Annotated in this window: 18 protein-coding genes; 12 read left to right on the plus strand and 6 right to left on the minus strand. The window is 45.0% G+C overall.

From position 1 onward, the window contains the following. Nucleotides 1-21: 21 nt before the first annotated feature. The 3 genes from F6J90_RS01290 to F6J90_RS01300 form a co-directional block, all read right to left on the minus strand. A complete protein-coding gene (locus F6J90_RS01290) occupies nt 22-6,648 on the minus strand; it encodes a type I polyketide synthase (RefSeq protein ID WP_293090731.1) in 6,627 nt (2,208 codons plus the stop codon). Nucleotides 6,649-6,662: 14 nt separating this feature from the next. Beyond that, nucleotides 6,663-9,077: an AMP-binding protein gene (locus F6J90_RS01295; RefSeq protein ID WP_293090732.1), complete on the minus strand. Its 2,415-nt coding sequence runs from the start codon at nt 9,075-9,077 to the stop codon at nt 6,663-6,665. 396 nt (nt 9,078-9,473) lie between these two features. Next, nucleotides 9,474-10,508 carry a hypothetical protein gene (locus tag F6J90_RS01300; protein ID WP_293090733.1) on the minus strand — a complete coding sequence of 345 codons (1,035 nt, stop codon included), beginning with the start codon at nt 10,506-10,508 and terminating at the stop codon, nt 9,474-9,476. A 751-nt stretch (nt 10,509-11,259) separates the two neighbouring features. On the opposite strand from F6J90_RS01300, the gene F6J90_RS01305 reads away from it, so the two are divergent. Together F6J90_RS01305 and F6J90_RS01310 are read left to right on the plus strand one after the other, a co-directional pair. Beyond that, entirely contained in the window at nt 11,260-12,648 is a 1,389-nt protein-coding gene (locus F6J90_RS01305) for an OmpA family protein (protein WP_293090734.1), read from the plus strand. A 174-nt stretch (nt 12,649-12,822) separates the two neighbouring features. Then, nucleotides 12,823-13,851: an urease accessory protein UreD gene (locus tag F6J90_RS01310; RefSeq protein ID WP_293090735.1), complete on the plus strand. Its 1,029-nt coding sequence runs from the start codon at nt 12,823-12,825 to the stop codon at nt 13,849-13,851. Here F6J90_RS01310 and F6J90_RS01315 read toward each other — a convergent pair. Next, nucleotides 13,826-13,948, minus strand: coding sequence for a hypothetical protein (locus tag F6J90_RS01315; RefSeq protein WP_293090736.1), 123 nt, complete (start codon nt 13,946-13,948; stop codon nt 13,826-13,828). The genes F6J90_RS01310 and F6J90_RS01315 overlap by 26 nt on opposite strands. A gap of 61 nt (nt 13,949-14,009) precedes the next feature. Between F6J90_RS01315 and ureA the strand changes: the two genes are divergently transcribed. Further along, nucleotides 14,010-14,312, plus strand: coding sequence for an urease subunit gamma (gene ureA / locus F6J90_RS01320; protein WP_008179425.1), 303 nt, complete (start codon nt 14,010-14,012; stop codon nt 14,310-14,312). A 55-nt stretch (nt 14,313-14,367) separates the two neighbouring features. Here ureA and F6J90_RS01325 read toward each other — a convergent pair whose 3' ends face one another. Continuing rightward, nucleotides 14,368-14,655: a hypothetical protein gene (locus tag F6J90_RS01325; protein WP_293090737.1), complete on the minus strand. Its 288-nt coding sequence runs from the start codon at nt 14,653-14,655 to the stop codon at nt 14,368-14,370. Nucleotides 14,656-15,491: 836 nt separating this feature from the next. On the opposite strand from F6J90_RS01325, the gene F6J90_RS01330 reads away from it, so the two are divergent. The 8 genes from F6J90_RS01330 to F6J90_RS01365 all read left to right on the plus strand — a co-directional run bounded on the left by F6J90_RS01330 (nt 15,492) and on the right by F6J90_RS01365 (nt 22,073). Beyond that, nucleotides 15,492-15,809: an urease subunit beta gene (locus F6J90_RS01330; protein ID WP_293086686.1), complete on the plus strand. Its 318-nt coding sequence runs from the start codon at nt 15,492-15,494 to the stop codon at nt 15,807-15,809. A 127-nt stretch (nt 15,810-15,936) separates the two neighbouring features. After that, a complete protein-coding gene (ureC, locus tag F6J90_RS01335; RefSeq protein ID WP_293039903.1) occupies nt 15,937-17,655 on the plus strand; it encodes an urease subunit alpha in 1,719 nt (572 codons plus the stop codon). A gap of 121 nt (nt 17,656-17,776) precedes the next feature. Beyond that, a complete protein-coding gene (locus F6J90_RS01340) occupies nt 17,777-17,962 on the plus strand; it encodes a hypothetical protein (RefSeq protein WP_293090738.1) in 186 nt (61 codons plus the stop codon). A 351-nt stretch (nt 17,963-18,313) separates the two neighbouring features. After that, nucleotides 18,314-18,628, plus strand: coding sequence for a TMEM14 family protein (locus F6J90_RS01345; protein ID WP_070391818.1), 315 nt, complete (start codon nt 18,314-18,316; stop codon nt 18,626-18,628). 401 nt (nt 18,629-19,029) lie between these two features. Continuing rightward, nucleotides 19,030-20,466 carry a zinc ribbon domain-containing protein gene (locus F6J90_RS01350; protein ID WP_293090739.1) on the plus strand — a complete coding sequence of 479 codons (1,437 nt, stop codon included), beginning with the start codon at nt 19,030-19,032 and terminating at the stop codon, nt 20,464-20,466. A 50-nt stretch (nt 20,467-20,516) separates the two neighbouring features. Continuing rightward, nucleotides 20,517-21,011 (plus strand): hypothetical protein, encoded by a 495-nt coding sequence (locus F6J90_RS01355; protein WP_293090740.1) that lies wholly within the window; start codon nt 20,517-20,519, stop codon nt 21,009-21,011. Nucleotides 21,012-21,291: 280 nt separating this feature from the next. Beyond that, nucleotides 21,292-21,894 (plus strand): hypothetical protein, encoded by a 603-nt coding sequence (locus F6J90_RS01360; protein WP_293090741.1) that lies wholly within the window; start codon nt 21,292-21,294, stop codon nt 21,892-21,894. Between the two features lie 5 nt (nt 21,895-21,899). Continuing rightward, nucleotides 21,900-22,073, plus strand: a complete 174-nt coding sequence (locus tag F6J90_RS01365) for a hypothetical protein (RefSeq protein WP_293090742.1) — start codon at nt 21,900-21,902, stop codon at nt 22,071-22,073. Here the strand turns inward: F6J90_RS01365 and F6J90_RS01370 are convergent. Next, the gene (locus F6J90_RS01370; protein WP_293090743.1) at nt 22,056-22,355 is read right to left on the minus strand and encodes a hypothetical protein; all 300 of its coding nucleotides are present in this window, start codon (nt 22,353-22,355) and stop codon (nt 22,056-22,058) included. The two genes, F6J90_RS01365 and F6J90_RS01370, sit on opposite strands and share 18 nt — an antisense overlap. A gap of 25 nt (nt 22,356-22,380) precedes the next feature. On the opposite strand from F6J90_RS01370, the gene F6J90_RS01375 reads away from it, so the two are divergent. After that, nucleotides 22,381-23,127, plus strand: coding sequence for an alpha/beta hydrolase (locus F6J90_RS01375; protein WP_293090744.1), 747 nt, complete (start codon nt 22,381-22,383; stop codon nt 23,125-23,127). Nucleotides 23,128-23,179 lie beyond the last annotated feature (52 nt).

Below are 23,179 nucleotides of genomic sequence, written 5' to 3' on the forward strand. Positions count from 1 at the left end.
TACTTGTTACCTTTTCACTTTTTAATTTTTCAGGTTTAATCGGTTGTTGGCGATAATTGCAACTATAGCATCTGGTGCATCAACATGGAGGTTATGTCCTCCTGATAGTGTTACTGTTTGAGCATGAGGTATTGCAGCTTGTTGTAAGGCTAGGTCTTCGGCTCGGTTAAAGTTACTATTATTGCCATAAACTAAGGTAGTGGGAGCTTGAATTTGACTCAGTAACTGTGTGTATTTATCTCGATTAAAAGCTGTTCCACTTAAACCAATTCCGGTACGAACTTGCAGTCTTGGATCCCAGCGCCAACGTACACCACCATCAAAAGGTTCGGTAAGTCGCTCAGCATGTTTTAAAGCTAATTCTTCAGAGAGGTTGGGGGTTAAGCGGCGCAGACGATTAGCAGCAGCTTGGATATCCGTAAAGACTTGGTGTTGGGGTGGGGATGCTAGATAATCTAAGTGGGTTGCTATATTTTGAGCTGTTTGATCGTCCTTCTGTTCTCCTGGTAGCACTGGCTCCAGCAATAGTAAAGATTTGACCTTTTCGGGTCTGACACTGGCAAAGGTGGCAGCAACTACAGCCCCCATGGAATGACCGACTAGAATAAATGGCTGGTCTGTCAGTGCTTTTGCGTTGGGCTCTGCCGTGCCAAAAGCGATCGCATCCAAATCCCCCAAGTAATCGATTAATTGATAAGACCCTCCCATACCTACATGCTGGGAACGTCCATGGCCTCGCTGGTCGGGTGCAACGACTCGATATCCCATCCTTGCCAAGGGACCAGCAATTTCTTCCCAAGCCGCTCCATGTTCTAAAACACCATGGATACATAAAATTAAATCTCCATCCACTGGACCCCAACTACACAGACAAAGCTGTAAACCGCGCACGTCTAGATAAGACTCCTGCATCGCTTCAAGTTCAACATTAGCTGGTTGGGCTGAAGCTTCAACCAGTAACGGCAATTGATAATCCAACCGTGTCGCTACCTCTTGGGCAAATTTTCCTAAAGGCTGGGGCAACTGGATTTGCTGCCAAACTTCTCCCAAAGCCGAATCAATTTGGTTATGGTTGCGGAAATTGGGGTCATCCACTGGTAGGGATTGGGGATGAACTCCATCGGTCATCCGCTGCCCTTGATAGGGCTCTAAAACCGCCTCATCAAAAGCAATACCCAGAAACTCACACAACCTTGCCATCACCTTAGCAGGTTGCTTGACTAGTTCCTCGTAATACACTAAATGATGATTGGATGGTGCAATTTCCTCGCAGAAGTCTAGGATATTACGGTTACAGGTTGTCCAAACTTCCTCTGCTAGCCAATAAGGGTCTACTTCATCAATACCAAAGATTTTATCCATCCGATTCTTGACAAAAGAATCAATTACGGCATAGGGATGACGTACTAGATGAATATACTTCGCTTCTTCAAATAAATCTTCCGCGTGCCTTAGGGTTTCCAGACTGCCAGCATAGGTAGGAGATTTATCCACAAGGGTACGTTTATCCGTTAGTTCCTGTAACCTGCCATAAACCTTCTGAATTGACCAGTCTTGCTGGGTTATCTCCTCCACCAGTGTTGTAATTGCTTCGGCATCTAGGTTCATAATTTCCATGAAAGCTCGCGCTAACCCTTCTCCTAAGTGAGTTGAACCTAGGGATTGATTGCGCTCAGCCATCGTTTCAAAGGGCAATAGGTGTAATTCTGGTGGACAGAATAAATCCCGATGACCAGCTAGCATCACCCGCAGTAAGGTGGAGCCTGACCGAGGGCTAGACAGCAAAAACACCATGCTCCGATTGCGCTGGGTGGGTTTGCTAAATTTGCGTTCGCTATTGTTCCATGCCCAAGCATTAGCCCAATTCTTAATATCTGAAAGACTAGTAGTGGTCAATGAGGTTTGGGTTGGCTGGGGCTGATGAAGCCGTTCCATCTCCAAAGCCAAGTATTCCGCTAGAGCTGTAATCCTTGGTCGCTCATAAAACTCCCTAGGATAAAGCGTTATCTTCAGGTCTTTCTTACAGGCATTGAGTACTTCTACAATCATTAGGGAATCAGCACCCAAATCCATCAGGTTGCTCTCTACTGGGATTTCCCGACTTATCCCTAATGCTTTAGCAATCTGTTGCTTAAGGTAATCGTTTAATAACGCTTCCCGTTGGGTTGTTGTACTGGCGAGCAGTTGATCAAAAATCCCAGAATTGTCATTTTCCCCATCCCCCTGAGGCGGTAGTGTTTCTGTGATTACCTCTGATAGGAATAACGGTAACTCTACCGGTAGTCGTTCTTTTAAAGTTGACCACTCCACCGGTAATACCCCCACCTGAGCCACATCTTGTGCCAGAAGTTGTTCGAGTATCTGTAATCCTTGTGGTGCTTGAATCGGCTCGATTCCCAGCATTGCCATCCGTTTACCGACGCCAGCGGCTAAACCCATCTCAGCCCAAGGCCCCCAATTAATACTTAAAGCGCTCGCACCTTGCCCTTGTCGATAATGGCTGAGGCTATCTAAAAATCCGTTAGCTGCGGAATAGTTTCCTTGACCAGGGGTACCTAGGATAGAAGTGGCGGAAGAAAATAGTACAAATAAGTCTAGGGCTATATCCTGAGTCAACTGGTGTAAATTCCAGGCTCCCTCAACCTTCGGCTTCATCACCTTGGCAAAACTTGTCCAATCTTGGTGCAGCAGGACCCCATCCTCTAGGACCCCTGCACCATGGATAATTCCTTTGAGGGGGGGTAGGGAAACCTGAATTCTGTTGAGACAGTCCCTAACTTGTGCTTCCTCGGATACATCCACCTGCTCAAGGACTACCATCACACCTTGTTCTTCTAATTTCTTTATTATTTCTGACGCCCTAGGATTTGGTTGGCTTCGTCCTACCAGTACTAAATACCTTGCGCCCTTATCTACCATCCATTCAGCTACCTTTAACCCCAGTGACCCCAAACCACCAGTAATTAAATAGGTGCCATCTTGTTTTAGCTGCAATGGTAAGCTAGCACTTTGGGACTGTTGCTGTTGATGAATCAGGCGAGGCACATAGGTTTGTCCATCCCGCAAAGCAAATTGGTTTTCTCCCTCTGGCCGTAATATCTGGTTGAGCAGCATTAATGATTGCTCTTGGTAGTGCTGCTCAGTGCTCAGTGCTGAGTCTTGGCTTGGTTCTAGGTCTATTATCCCTCCCCACAGTTCTGGATGTTCTTGGGCAATAACTGCCCCTAAACCCCATAGGGAAGACTGGGCAATCCGTAGGGATTTTTTCGTCTTACCTACCGGTTGTGTGCCCTCGGTAACTAACCACAGACGAGGGGGTTGAGCTAATTCTGCTTTGACTAACCCTTGCAGCAGATGCAATACACTACCACAACCGTTTTCTAAGGTGGCGTCTAGGGGAAATGTTTGGAACTGGTCCAGTGCGGGAGTATCTAAACTCCACAAATGGACGATAATCACAGATGTTCCGTTTAGGGATGCGACTTGTTGAGCTAACAGACGCTGAAACTGTTGCGGTTGCGCTGGGTTAATTTGGTAATGGTTTGCTTCTAATTGTTCATAGCTTGAGCCAGGGGAAATTAGCAAAATCCGGTCGGGTTTTGCTTCCAGCTGTTGAACTAATGTTTCTCCAAAGCCGCCTTTATCGGCAAAAATCAACCAAGTTGTACTAGATGTAGATATATCACTAGATACATCAGATACATTTATATCCTTGGGTCGCCATGCTATCTCATACAACCAATCCCCATAGGAGGGAGTAGAGAGTTGACCATAGGAAATCGGGGATAATTGTTTTACTGAAGTGGTATCTAGCCAATACCGTTGCCGTTCAAAGGGATAAGTGGGTAGGGAAACTAGACGACCGGGGTTATGCTCATGGAATTTTTTCCAGTCTACTGATGCGCCATGTTTATATAGGCTTGCCAAACTTTCCAGCATTTGCTGACTATCTGGTTTTCCTGGACGCAAACTTGGTATAGCCGTCAGCTTTCCTTTGGGTAAACACTGGCGACCCATTCCCAATAGGCTAGGCTTCGGTCCTACTTCCACACACAGATGATAACCCTGTTGATAAAGGGTTTCCATGCTCTGGTAAAATTTAACGGACCCACGGACATGGTCACACCAATAATCGGTCGTAGCGATCGCAGCAGTGGCTAATTTTCCAGTTAAATTCGAGATTATCTCTATTTGCGGGGGATGTAAGGATATTTCCGATAATACCTGGGCAAAATCTGCCACCATTGGTTGCATGAGGGCAGAATGGAAGGCATGAGAGACTGGCAACTTTAGTGATTTGACCTTTTGAGAGCGTAGTCGGGCTATCACGGTTTGAACCGCCTCACTTTCCCCAGAAATCACAATATTTTCCGGACCGTTAATGGCAGCGATTGAGACTTTGTCGGATACTCCTTGAATTGCCTCAGTTACCTGCTGCTCATTGGTCAACACCACCGCCATCTCACCACCTTCTGGCAACTGTTGCATCAAACGCGCTCTTTGGGCAATCAGCTTTAGCCCATCTTCTAAACTAAAGACTCCTGCTAAAGTTGCAGCCACATATTCCCCAACACTATGACCAATAACCACGGTTGGTTCGATTCCCCAAGACCGCCATAACTGAGCCAGGGAGTATTCTAGAGCAAATAATGCTGGTTGGGTGTAGGCCGTTTGATTTAATGTTGAGTTGTCACTGTTGTCCCTAAAGATTTCCGGATACAGGACATCCAGTAACGGCTGTTCTAAATAGGTTTGCAGAATTTCGGCGCATTGGTCGAGAGTAGCCCGGAAGATTGGTTGGGTTTCGTAGAGTTGCCTTCCCATACCACTATACTGAGAGCCTTGACCGGTGAAGAGGAAAACGATTTCGGGGGGAGTAGGGCTATTTTGTGCTATTTTCTCCGAAATGGTTTCGCTTTCTGTCAACTTGGTCAGTTGTTGCTGCAACTGGTCAGTGGATTTAACTAGGAGGGCTAGACGATAGTTAAAATGCGATCGCCCTTTATTGCTGGTCAAACAAATATCTGCCAGTGTGCTTGATGGCTCAGATGCTATGAAGTCTATGTATCGCTTTCCTAGGGTTTGCAGGGCGGTTGCGGTTTTGGCAGATAAGGTAAATAGATGATAGTTTTGGTCTTTATCCTTTTGGTCTTTATCATTACTTGTAGCTTTTGTCAAGTCTGGCGCTCCTTGTAGCACCACATGAGCATTGGTTCCTCCAAAACCGAAAGAACTGACACCAGCAAATGGGGGAATAACATCCCATGGCCAAGGCTCCCACTGCTGCTGTACTCGCAGGGGCAGTTCATCAAAGGGAATGTGGGGATTTGGCTCCTGGAAATGGAGGCTGGGTAAACGTTCTTGGTGCTTGAGGGATAGGGCAACTTTGATTAAACTAGCAATACCAGCAGCTGCTTCTAGATGACCAATATTAGATTTGACCGAGCCAATCGCAACAGGCTTGTTGGTAGGATGGGTTGATAACGCACCGTAGTTATCAGAGTTATTATCAGAGTTATTGTCAGAGCGATGTTCCTTTGGAACCGCTTTGCGAGCGCGTTTTAGGACATTTCCCAAGGCCATCGCTTCAATCGGGTCTCCCAGTAGGGTTCCGGTGCCATGGGTTTCTACATACTGCACATCTGACGGTGAAATGCCCGCTTGCTGGTAGGCCGAGACTAGAACAGCTTCCTGAGCATCTCGATTGGGAGCAGTTAGGCCATTAGTGCGTCCATCTTGGTTAACGGCACTGCCTCTAATCACAGCATAAATTGGGTCTTTATCGATCAGGGCTTTGGATAGGGGCTTTACTACTATCACCCCAGCGCCCTCGCCCCTGACAAAGCCATTGGCACGGGAATCAAATGCCTTACAGCGACCATCAGGAGATAAAGCCGTTAACTTACTTAACCCAACCGTCACCACTGGGGTTAGCATCAAATTCACTCCCCCTGCTATGGCTACGGTTGATTCACCATTCCATATACTCTGACAAGCCAAATGAATTGCCACTAGGGATGAGGAGCAAGCGGTATCAACCGTTAGACTTGGCCCTTTTAAATTCAGTAGGTAGGAAATGCGATTAGCTGCCATAGTGGAAGCTACACCAGTATTGGTATAGGTATCCACCACCTCTGGACTTTGGAGGAGCAGCTGACCATAATCATTAGTGGAAATGCCAACAAAGACCCCCGTTTGGCTTCCACTGATTTGGCTAGACACTTGGCCTGCATCCTCTAGTGCTTCCCAAATTACTTCCAACAGTAGTCGCTGCTGGGGGTCGATATAGGTAGCTTCCCGAGGAGCAATGCCAAAGAATTCTGGATCAAATTGATCAACATGCGCCAGGAAACCACCATAACGGCAATACATTTTGCCTGGTGCTGTGGGATCAGCATCGTAAAATCTCTGGATATCCCAACGGTCTGGTGGCACTTCAGTAATAGCATCCACACCATTTTTGAGCAGTTGCCAGAAGGATTTTGGGGAAGAGGCACCTGGAAAGCGGCAGCCAATCCCGATAATAGCAATAGGTTCTTTTAGCCCTTTCCTCTTTTGCAGCTGCAACTCAAGAAGGGCGCGTTTTTCGGGGGAGAGATTGGCAATCCGCTTAGCAATATCATCCACTGGCAACATAGATCGAAACATCGATGATCTAGGAACTATTTGATGGGTTTTCCCAGAATTTCTTGGATTTGTGCTTCTGAAAGCATTTCCAACTCAGCTAAGAGTTGGTCTACCTCTTGATCACCACTGGAGGCAATCGATTGAACCGTCACGGGTGAACGATAAAATGGTTTCGAAGTGAACCGATCCAGATTCTGGAACTGTGCCTCCCATAATTGTTGCATCTCACTACCTGCACTCGAAACTCTCGGTTCGATTTTTCTTGGGCTGTCCCCCTGGTTTGAGTTGCTTTGTTGACTTACTGTCGCCAGATATTGGGCAAGGGACTCGATATTGGGATAATCATAAGCCAGTGTAGGAGACAGAGGCACGCCTAACCATTCTTCGAGATCATCAGCTAGTTCAACTGCTGTTACTGAATCTAGACCATAATCAGCAAAAGACTTGCTGATGTTAATAGACCCGGCAGGAAGTTTGGTTTCTCGCGCTAGCCAATTTACTATCCACTTTTGAATTGATTTGGAGCTTTGCTGAAGGCCGATAGTATTAGTGGTCAGTTCTTTTTCTGGTTTGGTTGGGGCAATGGTTGGCTGCTGCGCCAAGCTCCATTGCCCTACAACTGTCAAGGTATTGTTTAGAAATCCAGCTCGACAAGCATGGCGCTGTACTTTGCCACTGGATGTCTTGGGAATACTATTGGTCTTGAGCAATAACACAGCATAGACTTGAAGCTGGTACTCTTGGGAGATGGCACTGCGGATTGCTTCAATCACTTGATCTACATCTAGTTTCCGCAGGTAATTCCTGGAAACTTCTTGGACAATCACCAATTGCTCAGCCTCTTCCACTTCCACGGAAAAAGCTGCGCCATAGGCAGGGCGAAGAGCTGGATGACTCTTTTCCGCCGTCAATTCTATATCTTGGGGATAATGGTTGCGACCCCGGATAATAATTAAATCCTTCAGACGACCTGTTACAAACAACTCGCCATCCTGGATAAATCCTAAATCACCAGTACGCAGCCATGGTCCTAAACCAGTATCAGCTAGATAGGCATTAAAGGTTTTTTCCGTCACCTCTGGTTGATTCCAATAGCCTTGAGCAACACTTGGACCTTTTACCCAAATCTCTCCGACGGCACCGGCTTCGACTTGGGTAAGGGATTGGGGGCATGCGATCGCAATTTTTTCATTTAACCAAGTCCGGCCACACCCAACCAGGATTCGAGTCGGCCCATTACCATTAGACTGACCATTAGACTGACCATTAGACTGATTGAGACGATTTTCTGGCAGGGGAACCACTCGATTTTGTTCAAGAGCTTCCCCTTCAAATTCCCTTACCACTGGAGGTTGGTCTTTCAAGCCCCCAGTGACTAATAATGTGGTTTCTGCCATGCCATAACAGGGGTAAAATGCTTCCCGACAGAAGCCACAAGGGGCAAATTTTTGAGCAAATCGCTCTAATGTGGAGGCTCGAACCGGCTCTGCACCAGTAAAGGCCGTTTGCCAACTGCTGAGGTCTAGGGTTTCTAATTGCTTAGCTGTAATTTTCTGCACACACAGCTCATAGGCAAAATTCGGAGCACCACTGGTAGTCACCTGATATTTGGAAATTGCTTTTAGCCAGCGGTAAGGCTTGCGGAGGAAATCTACTGGAGCCATCAGGATCATTGGAAGACCTACATAAAGGGGTTGTAGGATGCCACCAATCAGTCCCATATCATGGTAAGCGGGTAACCAAGACAATCCCCTGCTTTCGGGTGTATCTTGGAAACACTGATTGATCAAAGCTGAGTTATATAGCAAATTCCCGTGGCTAACCATCACTCCTTTGGGTTTACCCGTTGAGCCAGAGGTGTACTGTAGAAAAGCCAGGGTATTGCTTGTTTGGCGCGCGGTCGGTTGCGTCTTGGCGCGCGGGTCACGCGCAACGCGACGCTTAGAGTCCGGGTGCTGCCAATCTGATTCCTGGTGCGTAGGCAGATTGTCAGTAGCCAGCCAGTTCAGTTGGTTGTTGGCTGGATTTTCAGCTAGCTGAGTCTCTATTTTCTCTAATAGAGGGGTAGTAGTGAGGGCAAATTTGGCCTGAGCATCTGCCACAATTGCCTCTAGCCTGGACAAATTTTGATTGGAGCGGGGGGGATAAGCTGGAACGGCTAACACTCCCGCATACAAACAGCCGAAGAAAGCTGTGATAAACTCTAAACCTGGTGGATAGAGTAGCAAAGCTCGCTCCCCTTTTGCGTTTCGGTGTAAAAGCTCGGATGCGATCGCTTGGGCGTGGTTGTCTAACTGTTGATGGGTTAGGTAGCGGTCTGGGGTTTCCCCATTCAGTAGAAATGTATAGATGATCTGATCCGGCTGGTGTATTGCTCGGTAACGTAGCAGGTCTACTAAGGTAGAAAATTTTGGTATATTCTCGCTCATCTGATCTAAACTGTCTTTCATCCCTGCATGCCTTATTTTCACAGCCAAATCGTCGCCCATCCCCTGATCGATAGATTTATTCAGCCTTTTTCTAGGCTACAACAATCGTTTATTATCTATTAAGATGGGCATTATTGGCCAATAGCTTAATGAACTACCAATTCCCCTTAGTAATTGGAGGTAAGCATTCAGCTATCAGCCTTCAGCTATCAGCCTTCAGCTATCAGCCTTCAGCTATCAGCCTTCAGCTATCAGCCTTCAGCTATCAGCCTTCAGCTATCAGCCTTCCGCCAAGGACTTGTGTCCACGCTACTTGATGTGATTTTGAATAAAAGAGGTAAGCTAAGGCCAAAGGCAGCGCTACGGGAACGTAAGGTCTGAGTTACGGCTGACGGCTGACAGCTGATTGCTGATAGCTTAGGTTTCGCTCATAACTTTCAGCCGAATCAGCTGCTCTCCACTCTCGTCCAAAGGAACTTCAATCACGTCACCGGCTAGACGATCCATACAGGTCAGCAGCAATCGCAAGTGGGGAGTACTTGCCCCGGTATCTACATACAATCGGTCTGACAGGCTACCTAAACGCTTCCAGGTAGTATAGAGTTTGCCAACAGTCTTTTCTAGTGCCAAGGCTTGTTTCACTAAATCAGCAGCAGTGTTTAAACACTCAAGCCGTAGCGCTTCATCTAAAGCTAGTTCCATATCCAAGGATGTGTGATTGATAGCTTGGACTTGGGCAGATGCATCTAAATACTTGGCTAAGCAACGGGCATCTGAGGTCACGTGTTTAACGGTGTCCACATCTGGGTTTGTAGCAATTGCTTCTTGTAATGGAATCAGGTGGCTTTCTGGCAGCTTTTCCATCTCTTTGACCAATGGAGCCAGGTAACTGGATGGGAGACCCCCTTCAGCAGATTTTTCTTTAACTTCCTCTGGTAGTAATTCTGAGGACATGGCAGTCCATTGATCAGATGCCTGTTTGACCTCCCGGCGGGTAATGCGATCGCCTTTTTGAGCTCGTTCTGTGACCATCTGCTGGACTTCGGGAGCCGACTTAGCTGTTTCCACAAATGCCCGTTTACTGAAGTTATTAATGGCATCATGACTAAGCTGACCCTCGGTTAACAGAGTATCGGCACTTTTAGCCAGTTCAATCAGGGAGTAAGCCTGACTCTTACCGATTTCCCGACTTTTGAGCCAATTTAAAAATCCAGCTCCCCTTCCTTCACCCCCTTTTTTCTCCCTGTCTCTTACTACTCGTAGAATCCGTCCCCGCCAGATATCGGTCTGTAGGTCAACGCGATCGCATACTCGCCAAGCGTGATCGACTAGCTGGTCAAAATCAGTTTCCTGAATTTCCTCATCCTCTGGATCCGGGAGTTGGAAATCTAGATCCATCGGTTCGTTGAGGAGGGCAGCGAGTTCGGCGGTAGATTCAGGCACTTGCACCATAGGAAAGGATTATCCAGTGACGGTCAACACGATTATTGCACGGTTTCCAAATTATAGGATTCTACGCTACCCCTAGATGAGTGTGACTTGATTATGTGGCATAATGCACCAGATGTATAGGTTATTAGTCGTTAGTCATTAGTGTGGTTGCTTTTGAGATCCGAGTGTGACCGTCAAGCTATTAATGGGATTTAATGCGATCGCACAACTATTCCGTCATCTTATAGGCTACTCAATCACGAAAAATTTGACGCCATAACTGGTTTTTTCAAGCCTTGTAAAAATTTTATTATAATTCTTACTAAGTATTGCTTTTTTACGGCAATTTATCCTATCATTAACTAGTGTTTTTTGTCGTAAATTTACATTTTTTTAAATCTATTTACGAATATTTATAATAATTATTATTACCTCAATCAATTACATAAATTAATTTTAAGGGCTTACATGGGCCTTTACTCGTCTAATCAGCATCAACTTATAACCGCTATAATGCAACATAGATAAAATCGAAAAAAGACTACAAAAGACTACTATAGCGTTTCCTAGTAAGCCTGACGTACATCTAAATTTTTTTAATTGTTCCCTACTCCCTACTCCCTGATCCCTACTCCCTACTCCCTACTCCCTACTCCCTAAAAACCAGTACAAAATTACCTCACCTACATGTACTTTTATTAAGCCTGAAATAATTGGGAACAAAGGTGGTAAATTATAGCCAACATAGCAAGAGTATGAGAGGTGCATCAAGATGAATGAAAAGAAAACTACCGACAATAAAATAATCCCAGGGAGCTTAGCATTAGCATTTGCTTTACTCATCGGTGCAGCCTGGTGGGTAACTAACTCTAACTCTCGCTCCTTGGAATTTAGCCGTAGTATTAGTACTCCACCTATAGAAGATGTCAACTCTTCTTCTACATCTTCTACTACAACAGAGAATGCAACCGAGAATGCTGATGCTCAAACAAATCTTAAGCTTCAGGGATTAGGGGATACCGACCGTGGTTATTCAATCCTCGGTAGTGCTAACTTCCGAGACGCTCTGGTTAAGCGGGGGATTGGTTTTAATTATGCTCAAGAGTCAGACCAGGAAGCTCTTGCAGCAGCTCTGGCTCAGGAAAAAGCTGATCTGATTGGCACTAGCTTAGAACAATTCCTGACTCACAAGCCTAACGGCAAAATTGTTGCTCTGTTGAACCAAACAGAGAAAACAGATGGTACTCAACCCAACTTAGATGTAGTAGTGGCCTCTGAGCGTATCCTGAAATCCAATCCCAAAGAGATCCAAGATTTTGTAGAAACATACTACGACCAGGTAGAAAAAGGGAATCTCAGGGATGGGGAAACTGCCGGTAAGGGGATGCAGTTTTTTACGGCGGCTGAGGCGAAAGATTGGATGAAATCAGGAACTTTGGCCAAAAAAATAGGGGAAACTGCGGAAGTTTTGGCAGCTTCCGGTAAGGCAAAAAATGTTCCTATTAATACCACAGAACTGTTTACCGCTAACTATCTTCCCCCAACAGCTGAGCAAAGTATAGCTACAACCCCTCCGACTGATCAGAATCCGCCGGAAGTTGTGGCTCAAGCTCAGGTAGCTGATTCTACTGAAGCCGATCAAGCTCAGGGATCACAACCGGAAAAAACCGTTGCTCAACCAGAACAAAAACCTGATTCTACCGCCACTCAAGTGGCTGAGGCAGATGATAAAGCCAAGGAATCGCAACCAGAACAAAAATCTGAACCTAATCGGACTAAAGTTGCAGAGGCTGAGGGACAAAACCCCCAGCCGCTAACTAACTTAGAAGTTTTAGGTGAAGTCAAGTTTGCCAGGGCTTCGTTTCAATTAAGTCCCCAGCAGCAGCAAAAGCTCACTGATTTGGCAGAGGCAATTCAGAAATTTAGCCCCAGTAGTGTAGTTGTGAAGGTGCAAGGTCATACCTCCCGTACTGGCAATCCTGAATCTAACCAGATACTCTCTCAAGCCAGGGCTCAAGAGGTAGTGAACTATCTCAAAAGCAAGTATCCCTCCCATCAATTCGTTGTGGAAGGATTAGGTTTCTCTGAACCCCAACCTGGTACTGACCCGACTTCTCCTGTTAACCAACGTACTGTGATTAGTTTGCTTCATGGAAATTAGTCACACACCAAGGCGTTGCTCAATTGTGGAATAGCCAATGGTAATTGGTATAGAAAAGGGAACAGGGAACACAGAGTAGGGAGTAGGGAACGATGAACAAAAATTATCACAATTAATTTAGGTACCCTATAACTGGCTCAATTATCAGCTGTTGTGCATTGAAACTGTATATTAATGAAATCAGATCAAAAAGATAGATCCCAATCCCCTTTTGCCTTTTGCCTTTTGCTTTCTCGATGGCATGGCAGCCTTGAATTACGCTTTGCCTTAGCCCATGGAAAAACTCAACCTATTCACACCTACGCCAAAGCTCCCTTGAAGGTACAGCGACCGTTTTATCCAGAAGGGTTAGGGGTTTGTCATACTGTGGTACTTCATACCGCTGGAGGAATGGTAGCAGGGGACAGGTTGTCTCAAGATATCCACCTTGAATCGGGTACTCATGCTTTAATCACCACTGCTGCTGCTAGTAAAGCTTATGGTAGGGGCAGTTCTAGCGCTAGTCTAATCAACTATAGCGCTAGTTTAAACCAACCAGAAGCTAAAGAAAAATTATCTAGCGCTAGTTTAAAAAAGCCAGAAGCTAGACAAATCAGATCTAGCGCTAATCAAAAAAACTATAGCGCTAGTTTAAAAAAGCCAGAAACTAGACAAATCATCCGGATCCAAGTAGAGACTGGTGCTTGTTTAGAATGGTTGCCCCAGGAAACGATTGTATTCAATGGTGCAGTTTACCGGCAGGATTTGCAGGTAGAATTAGCGCCGGGAGCCAGTTGGTTAGGCTGGGAAATTACCCGATTTGGACGGAGTGCCAGAGGAGAAAGGTTTGTGGAGGGAAATTGGCGATCGCATACGGAAGTTTGGCAGCAAGGACATCCACAGTGGATTGACCGACAATGGTTACCAGCTAGCGAAGCCACCTTCTCTAGTCCTTATGGTTTAGCGGGACAACCAGTGGTAGGAACATTAGTTTTGGTAGGGGAACCGGTATCATCAGAGATTCTCGAACAAGCCAGGGAACTTTGGAGTGCTAGGAAGTATGTAGGGGAAGCTGGGGTAACTCAGCTGATGTCAGGATTATTATGCCGCTATCGTGGTGCTTCGACTGAGGAGGTGAGACACTGGTTTACAGAGGTTTGGCAACTGTTGCGCGTTAATCTATTCGGGCGTCCTATTATTAAGCCACGAGTTTGGCCGTTGTAATATCAAAATTACTATCGCAAAGGGAACAGGGAACAGGGCGCAGGGAGTAGGGAACAAAAATTCTCAAAATTCCTACACGGATTGCTGTATTAACCAAAATTGCTACTAACCAGGATTGCTATATATACCAAAATTGCTACTAACCATAGGATCAAACAATGCAACTGACACCCCAAGAAAAGGATAAACTACTAATTTTTACTGCCGCTTTATTAGCAGAACGACGCAAGGAAAAGGGGTTGAAGCTAAATTACCCAGAAGCCGTTGCCTACATTTCTGCGGAAATTTTGGAAGGTGCCAGGGAAGGACGTCCAGTAGCTGATTTAATGAGTTACGGCACCACGCTGCTGACGCGGGATGATGTGATGGAAGGAGTCCCCGAAATGGTGAATGAAGTCCAGGTAGAAGCAACCTTTCCCGATGGGACTAAACTGGTTACTGTACATGACCCAATTCGTTAATCCCACAAAAAGCTTGATAAGTAACTCTTTAACTCATCTTAAATCATCAGAGGATTCACAGAAGTTGACAGAGTTCTTCTCTGAGATAGATAAGTTGGTTTCTCAGGTCATTGATTTGCTCACTGCTCAGTTGTGCAGTTCCTTTATGATCTACGATGTTATTCAGGCTATTGATACAGTCATCAGTCGTATTACGACAGTTGTGAACAACCTGGATTCGTTCGTTAAAGATTTCTTGGAACTTAGGCTCAGCTGATTGAATAATAGTATTGTTGTTGGGTTGAGATTCATTCAGTTGGAACTTGAAAATGTTCCATAATTGAACTAGTGAAGGGAGTCCCATAAGCACCAAACAATGGTAAAAAACCTTTAAAACTAAATCAAACACCAGACAGGAAAACTAAAAAAGTAGGGAGAGTATTCATGACTATAGTCATAACTAATTTAAGATTGCAAGAATTAATTGCGAAAATAGTTGCCAAAATAAATTTCTGAATATAGCACTACGCATTAAGGTGCTTGACATTGATACAAGCTGACAACCTGTTGTAGTAAACTGTTGCCTTTTGCCTTTTGCATCTTGCCTTGCGCGTAGCGCTATAACCGGCTGCTGATCAAGCAAAATTTTTCCATAAGTATGATAAATTTCTGGCCATTAGTATAGCTTTAAAAGCCATGTAAGATGTCATAGTTGACCAAAAAGGAATCATTAACTGTAGAAATAAAACCATCAACGATTTAATAAAGACAATAACACCTATATAGATTATTCAGAACAGACTATAAAAGTCAGGATTAATTGATTAAAGACTGTGTAAAGAAAAGAGAAACTAGATAAAAAATATGGTAATGGTAATAGGTAATAAGCAATAAGTAGTAGGTAATAAGCAATAAGTAATAGGTAATAAGCAATAAGTAATAGGTAATAAGTAATAGGTACCAAAAAAGCAGTTGACAGCTTCTGTGCTAAGAGAGGGCAGCTTCATACCCTTGTCAGAATCCTAGAGCCATTAAATGTAGACCCCTTATGCCTAAGCCTAGAACCTTAAAAAAAAACTAAACTCCACTTCCCATATACTTCAGTGTGTCAGTTAAGGCTACAAAAAAAATCGAATGTACGAGATAATCAACTAATTCACGAGATAATAAAAAGCTAGTCAGGGTTTAAGGAGTTAGTTAGTGATTCCAGGCGAAATCATTCCCCAAACAGGGGAAATAGAACTCAATGCTGGTCGTGCCACCATCAGAGTACGGGTAGCTAATACAGGCGATCGCCCTATTCAAGTAGGGTCTCATTTTCACTTCTTTGAAGTCAACGAAGCTCTCCAATTTGACCGGGAAGCCACTAAAGGCATGCGCTTAAATATTCCAGCTGGCACCGCTATCCGCTTTGAACCGGGAGACGAACGAGAGGTGGAATTAGTCACTCTTGTCGGTAGTCGTCAGGTCTACGGCTTCAATGGCAAAATTAATGGTCAACTTGATAGCTCAAGTTGATATATAATTATCAGTTTTTTTTCTAAAGCAAGCGCTACCCACAGGTAATCCGAGAGTTTGGCCGAGGGAATAAAATTACCCATTACCCATTACCCATTACCCATTACCCTCAATCAAGGAGTTATTGATGAGTTATCGTATGGATCGTCGTGCCTACGCCGAAACTTATGGTCCTACCGTAGGCGATCGCATCCGCTTGGCTGATACAGAACTAGTGATCGAAGTGGAACAGGACTACACCACCTATGGTGATGAAGTTAAATTCGGTGGTGGTAAAGTGATTAGAGATGGAATGGGACAATCCCCCATCTCCCGCGCCGAGGGTGCTGTGGATTTGGTGATCACTAATGCCCTCATCCTGGATTGGTGGGGTATTGTTAAAGCCGATATTGGTATTAAAGATGGCAAAATAGTCAACATTGGCAAAGCCGGAAATCCCTACATCCAGGACAATGTCACTATTATTATTGGTCCTAGCACCGAAGCAGTTGCTGGGGAAGGCATGATTGTCACCGCTGGGGGGATTGATGCTCACATTCACTTTATTTGTCCCCAACAGATTGAAACTGCGATCGCATCTGGTATCACTACTATGATCGGGGGTGGTACAGGTCCAGCCACTGGCACTAACGCCACAACCTGTACTCCTGGTGCTTGGAATATTCACCGGATGCTCCAAGCTGCCGATGCATTTCCTGTGAATCTAGGGTTTTTAGGGAAAGGCAATAGTGCCAAACCCGAGGGATTACAGGAACAAGTGATAGCGGGTGCGATGGGATTGAAGCTGCACGAAGACTGGGGCACTACTCCAGCCGCTATTGATACCTGTTTAAGTGTAGCGGATCAGTTTGATGTCCAGGTGGCAATTCATACCGATACCCTTAATGAAGCCGGGTTTGTGGAAAATACCATTGCTGCCTTCAAAAACCGAGTCATTCACACCTACCACACCGAAGGAGCAGGGGGAGGTCATGCTCCAGATATTATTAAAGTGTGTAGTGAAGCTAATGTATTGCCCTCTTCTACCAATCCTACTCGTCCCTATACCCTTAATACCCTAGAAGAACATCTCGATATGCTCATGGTCTGCCATCACCTAGACCGGGGGATTCCTGAAGATGTGGCCTTCGCTGAGTCCCGGATTCGTCGGGAAACTATTGCTGCTGAGGATATCCTTCATGATTTAGGGGCATTTAGTATGATTGCCTCTGATTCTCAAGCCATGGGACGGGTGGGTGAAGTGATTATCCGTACCTGGCAGACAGCCCACAAAATGAAAGTGCAACGGGGAATGTTATCCACCACTACTGGGGAAACTGGGGAAAATGACAATTTCCGAGCCAAGCGTTACGTTGCCAAGTATACGATTAATCCTGCGATCGCTCACGGAATTGCTAATTATGTCGGTTCCATCGCAGAAGGGAAGCTAGCGGATTTGTGTCTGTGGCGTCCAGCCATGTTTGGAGTCAAGCCAGAGATAGTGATTAAAGGTGGTGCGATCGCATGGTCCCAAATGGGTGATGCCAATGCTAGTATTCCCACACCCCAGCCGATTCATATGCGTCCGATGTTTGGTAGTTTTGGTGGTGCGATCGCAGCCACATCCGTTACCTTTGTCTCCCAAGCTGCCTTAGACCAAGACATCCCAGCTCAAATTGGCTTACAAAAATCCGCTGTTGCCGTTTCCAACACCCGAAACTTGAGCAAGACCGACATGAAACTCAACGATGCCTTGCCACAGATTGAGGTCAACCCAGAAACCTATGAAGTCAGAGCTGATGGGGAATTATTAACATGCGAACCCGCAACGGTTTTACCTATGGCACAGCGTTACTTCTTATTTTGATAATAGCAGTTATCAATTGGGTGAGGTACAAATCCTTGGGTTTTAGGGAGCAGGGAGCAGGGAGTAGGGAATAGGTGTAAGATTTGTGGAGTTGGAGACCCGGAGCCAGGGAGGGGGGGGAGTGAACAAAAATCCTGTGTACCTGATGAGTATGATAATTGCTATAGCCCTCTTCTGTCACAATCCTAAAACAAAGCGACCCGTGGAATGGGCATCTTGCCCGTTGTGGAATGGGCATCTTGCCCGTTGTGGAATGGGCATCTTGCCCGTTCCTGACAGTGCGACCCGTGGCGAATTTAATTCTTAATCGGTCAAGCGCACCGGATCTTTTGGGGCGGGCAGGATGCCCACTCTACTCCTATTAATTCGAAGATTCAGCAACGCCGATTTTAGGACTACCTTTGGCTGTATCAAATGACTGATAAAGCTTTTGGAGACTGCCTTCTCGGAAACTGACAGAAGAAGGTTATAGGGTTTCCCATATTTATAAGGTACATTCAACTAGTTACCCCTACTCCCTACTCCCTACTCCCTACTCCCTACTCCCTACTCCCTACTCCCTACTCCCTACTCCCTAATGTTAAGTTTTCTGCTGAACTGACCAAAGAAGTATCGAGCGAGAGGTATAAATGAGTTCAGTTTGAGAAGAAATTTAACGATGAATCTAAGTATTGCAGCAGTACTCTTATACGGCATCTTAGCCCTGATCGGGGGAATCATGGGCTATGCTAAAGCCAAAAGCAAAATATCTCTCATTTCTGGTCTAATTAGCGGTTTATTGCTAATATTTGCTGGAATAATGCAGCTTCAAGGACAACCCTGGGCACAAACCTTAGGGATAGCCGTAGCAGCTGCACTGGTGATTGTCTTTGCCATCCGGCTCGCTAAAACTCGCAAGTTTATGCCAGCTGGACTAATGATCATTGCTGGTGTGGTGTCTCTAGGGGTGATGCTTTATCCAGCTATGGCGTAAAACCACGCTTTTATAGTCCCCTCTGAATGCATTTGATCAACCAGAAAAGCACACCATGGGTTTTTACATACAGATACCGGATAGGCTAACCGATCGACTAATCTGAGTCTATCCGGTATCTGTGTACATCGGTCTCGTGCTGAGAAGATCAAAATGCCAACAGTCTTAGCCCCTAAACTTCCTTTGAGCTTATTTTTCTTCCTGTCTTCGCAGTTGACTTATGTATAAATACTATCGATTAATCTTATCTATAAAATGGTAAAATTTGTCTAGAAACCCCTATAGCCTTGCAATTAAGTAGCCAAAAATCGTGATAAAACGGGATTTAATACCGCAAAACAGACATTGACATTTGAATAGCGCTAGAGTATACTTAAGGTACAAGAGACAGTTAACCAACAATGCCTAAAACTGTAGGAGTAACCAAGAAAATATCGACTCAGATTGTCCCCGTAGTGGGGATGGCTGAGTCGGTTGAAGTTGAGTTGCTGTCTACAATGAAGAAGCTAGGCACAGTCAGGTCTGAGTCTTACAACAAGTTAGGCAGCATCAGTCACTGGAAGCTTGATTGGAAAAAAGCCTACCCAGAAGTCAGGAGTTTTAGAACTCCTGAGTCTTTGGGACTGCCTTCCAAGTTGATGGAATGGACAGTTAGCGATGTTGCCAAAGCCATTACAGCGAGCCAGGCAGCTTGCACTGATGCAGTCGTCAAGAAGATCTACAAAAGGTTTCCCGGGAAAGATAACCAAAAAACAAGAAAAGAACTTTGCAACCAGCTAAAAACCTTAGCCTTTTTAGATAATCCCCTTCTGCATAGATTCGTAAGAAAGGAATTCCAGAGAGGGCATTCTTGGGTTAATAACCAGATAGTTTATCAACAGGGAGGGTATAAATGCAAAAGGCTCTCCCGCAATACCTATCAACTGGAGTTAGCTGGTTTAAGGAGAGGAAAAAGGAACAAAATAGTTGTTAGGTCTAATCGCCATATAAAGGGTCAGATTAGACTGATACATAACCAGCTACTGCAAAAGTTTGAGATTTATTTCCTAGTAGACCATGGAACCGTCGAAATCCCTGCTGATCGCCGTGCTGTAGGAATAGATAAGGGATATACTGAAGCTTTCTATGATTCAGATGGGCAGGCCCATGGAAAAGATTTAGGCAAGATAGCAACCAAAAAGTCTGATCGCATATGTGCCAAAAACCGCAACAGAGGAAAACTCTGGGCGCTTCATAGAAAGCTAGAAAAAATAGACCCAGCTAAGTCGGCTCGAATACTAAAAAACAACCTAACCAGAAAGACAGAAAACCGCCGTTACAGAAAGAATCAATCAGAAATTACGGCAATTATAGGAGCTGCGTCTAAATCTCTTTTCAATGGAGAGTCATTAAAAGTATTTGCTGAGGACTTAACACAACCAATCCGAAATAAACGCCAGTCTAAGGCCGTGTCCCGTAAACTTAATAGTTGGATGAAGGGAGTAATGCGGGACTCTTTGCAGAAATGGGCTGATTGGACTGGCTCGGTTGTCACAGAAGTTCAACCTAGTTACACGTCGCAAATTGACTCCGTGACTGGAACCCTATTAGGGAAAAGGAGCGGGGACAGTTTTACCAGATTTGATGGGGTCGTGTTGCAGGCTGACCACAATGCTGCTCAAAACATCCTTGCTCGGGGTACAGACAAGGAGATCTCCCGGTATATGAATAAAGCCGAGGTTCAAGCGGTGTTGTTGCGCCGTACCGCGCGTTTCTTGAAAGGTATGGGACTGAGTTTGGCTGATGCAGTTGAGCTTGGCTGGCTTGATTCTAAGCATGAGCTTTGCTCGGGCTTTTAAGGAACTCCTGGTCAGGATACCAGGAAAGTCCAGATAGATAAGTGGGAGGCTTGACTCCAATTGCTGCACGACCACTTCTCACTCGGACAACAATAGATTGCACCTTGACCCGTGGTACCGGGTTTCTCCCGATCAATCCCGGTTCAAGAGTATCCCTAGGCGGTGCTTTACCTGTAACCTTACCAATAGTAATAATTATTAGTCAAGTGTCTCTCACCACAGATATCTATTATAACTCAACCAGTCCAGCCATCGCCAGGACTGCTAACGGTAGCCGTAACTTGGTTTTTGAAGAATTAGCCGAAGTCAGTCCGATGGATCAAGCTGTTTCTCTAGTGTTGATCAATCCCCAACAGCCTAGTTATGAACCTAGTTATTCTTATTTCCAAGAAGTCCAGTTTAACAATCCCATAAATCTGGAAAATGTGGTCAGACCGACAGTCAATTTTCTTGAAAACCCTCAATCTACCCTACCTGTCGAGAATCTCGTTATTGGTATTGTCCTAATTTCCATTTTCTCTTTCATATTTATGAAGAGTTCTTGAAAGCTGAAAACCCCCGTGCTTGGCGCGGGGTACAAAAGCGATACCAAGTCTAGTACCTTGGGTTTCTGAGTTAGTAATTTTTAGGGTATAAATCCAGGTTAATTAGCTATAAATAAGAGCTTGAGCAGCAAAAAAATTCGGTATTATCTCCATAAATAATCGATTATTTGGCTGAATTATTATTACTTGTTAATTGTTAAGTATTACTTGAAAATTTACCCTTGACAAGTAACAAGTAACAAGTAACAAGTGTCAATTTTCAAACCTAGGAGAGATGTGAATGTCTTATAGTGATTTTAAATCTCTAGACACACTAGCTTCTCTAGGGATTGATATGCTAGAACCTGTCCCATCCCTGATTCAAGCAGACCCAATTTCCCCCACTAACTTTCTTCAGGAAGCTCTCAAACGCTTTGTGCCACTAGCAACTGCTATCAATACTGAAAAAGCTCGCTCTGAATATCTAATCGCTCCTATTTTAAGTGAAATTACAGTCATCAACCCTCGTATTAGTCTGTTTTCTGGCAAAAACTTTAATGTAGACCCAGCACAGGGACTTACTGGATTTTTTGATTTCATACTTACTGATCACCCAGATAAGTTAACCATCAAAGCTCCAGTGGTGGTAGTGGTAGAGGCAAAAAACGAAAATATAAATGAAGGACTCCCTCAATGCCTTGCTACGATGTATGCAGCTCTATTGGTTAACCAAAAAGAGCCAGAGATGGCTGAGCGAACAGTATACGGAACTGTTACGACGGGACAAGTGTGGCGATTCCTGGCTCTGACACAAGAAGGCAAGGCAATCGTGGATCTTAATGACCGCTATCTAACACCTGTGGATGAGTTACTGGGAGTGCTGGTTGCTATGACAACTCGATAGTTGACTTGGTCAAAGTTGATCTTGATTTAATCTACACCATTGACGCAACGGTTTTTTTGATTGACCCTCAACCCTCCACAAATAAGTGCGATCGCATAACGACTCAATGCTTAGTATCCCATTTGCCTCTTCCCTACTCCCTACTCCCTACTCCCTACTCCCTATTCCCTTCTCCCTAATAATGCTGAAGCAACGGTTTTTGCTTGTGCTGCTGCTATCGAGTTCCCTTCCATCATCGCCACCACAATTGAGCCTTGCACAAGCAGTAAAAACTGTCGAGCCAATAATTCAGGATCAGTAATGCCTGCAGCCTGAGCCAGATCCAGAATATAGGCATAAACAGCTTGTTGCTGCTCCAAAGCCGCCTGATAACCTGGGTGCTTGGGCTTGGCCAACTCTACAGTAGCGTTAATGAAAGCACAGCCACGAAAATCTGGAGCTTCAAACCATAATTGAAGCACATCAAAGATTGCTAATAGACGCTCTTTGGGATCTGAACTATGTTGGGCAACAGTTTCTATAAACCAGGCACGCCAAGACTCGCCCCGCAGTGTCGGTAACTTGTCTGAAAGCGATCGCGTTTTTCTATTTTTGATGGATTACGCTCACCGTCGCCGATTAAAGATTTGGAGAGGTCTATTAGATTTACAACAATACTTTCTCTATTTGATGGACTATGGCGCACCAGTAGGTTACCGTCTAGCCAGCAAAAATGCCAATAAAGTGCTAGGGCTGATTGTGCAGAATGGTAATGCCTATGAGGAAGGTTTGCGAGAGTTTTGGGAACCACTCAAGGCTTACTGGCAGGACAAAACTCCCGAAAATGCTCAAGTTCTAGCGGATTTTTTAACCCTCGAATCGACTAAGTGGCAATACACTAATGGAGTTCGCAATCCAGAAGCCATTGCTCCAGACAATTGGTTCCATGATCAATATTTGCTCGACCGTCCTGGCAACAAAGAAATTCAATTAGAACTGTTTTACAGCTACGGTACTAACCGGACTCTCTACCCACAATGGCAAGACTATTTCCGTCAGTTTCAACCTCCAACCCTAATTGTTTGGGGCAAAGGTGACTACATCTTTCCGGAAGAAGGAGCCCATCCCTACAAGCGGGATCTCAATAACCTCGAATTCCATATCCTAGATACCGGTCATTGTGCCCTTGAGGAAGATCTAGAGTTGATTGCTAATTACATTCGCAACTTCGCTCGCTCTAATTCCCCTAAGTAGTCAGGCACATTAGTCAAGTACAATTAGGCATAATGACAGTATAAGTAGTCGG

Origin of the sequence: Moorena sp. SIOASIH (assembly GCF_010671925.1) — a bacterium.
Taxonomy (GTDB): Bacteria; Cyanobacteriota; Cyanobacteriia; order Cyanobacteriales; family Coleofasciculaceae; genus Moorena.

What these genes read in the sequence shown, in the direction of transcription:
- F6J90_RS01290 (WP_293090731.1), bottom strand. Translation starts at nt 6,648, where the DNA reads ATGTTTCGATCTATGTTGCCAGTGGATGATATTGCTAAGCGGATTGCC.
- F6J90_RS01295 (WP_293090732.1), bottom strand. Translation starts at nt 9,077, where the DNA reads ATGAAAGACAGTTTAGATCAGATGAGCGAGAATATACCAAAATTTTCT.
- F6J90_RS01300 (WP_293090733.1), bottom strand. Translation starts at nt 10,508, where the DNA reads ATGGTGCAAGTGCCTGAATCTACCGCCGAACTCGCTGCCCTCCTCAAC.
- F6J90_RS01305 (WP_293090734.1), top strand. Translation starts at nt 11,260, where the DNA reads ATGAATGAAAAGAAAACTACCGACAATAAAATAATCCCAGGGAGCTTA.
- F6J90_RS01310 (WP_293090735.1), top strand. Translation starts at nt 12,823, where the DNA reads ATGAAATCAGATCAAAAAGATAGATCCCAATCCCCTTTTGCCTTTTGC.
- ureA (WP_008179425.1), top strand. Translation starts at nt 14,010, where the DNA reads ATGCAACTGACACCCCAAGAAAAGGATAAACTACTAATTTTTACTGCC.
- F6J90_RS01325 (WP_293090737.1), bottom strand. Translation starts at nt 14,655, where the DNA reads ATGGGACTCCCTTCACTAGTTCAATTATGGAACATTTTCAAGTTCCAA.
- ureC (WP_293039903.1), top strand. Translation starts at nt 15,937, where the DNA reads ATGAGTTATCGTATGGATCGTCGTGCCTACGCCGAAACTTATGGTCCT.
- F6J90_RS01345 (WP_070391818.1), top strand. Translation starts at nt 18,314, where the DNA reads ATGAATCTAAGTATTGCAGCAGTACTCTTATACGGCATCTTAGCCCTG.
- F6J90_RS01350 (WP_293090739.1), top strand. Translation starts at nt 19,030, where the DNA reads ATGCCTAAAACTGTAGGAGTAACCAAGAAAATATCGACTCAGATTGTC.
- F6J90_RS01360 (WP_293090741.1), top strand. Translation starts at nt 21,292, where the DNA reads ATGTCTTATAGTGATTTTAAATCTCTAGACACACTAGCTTCTCTAGGG.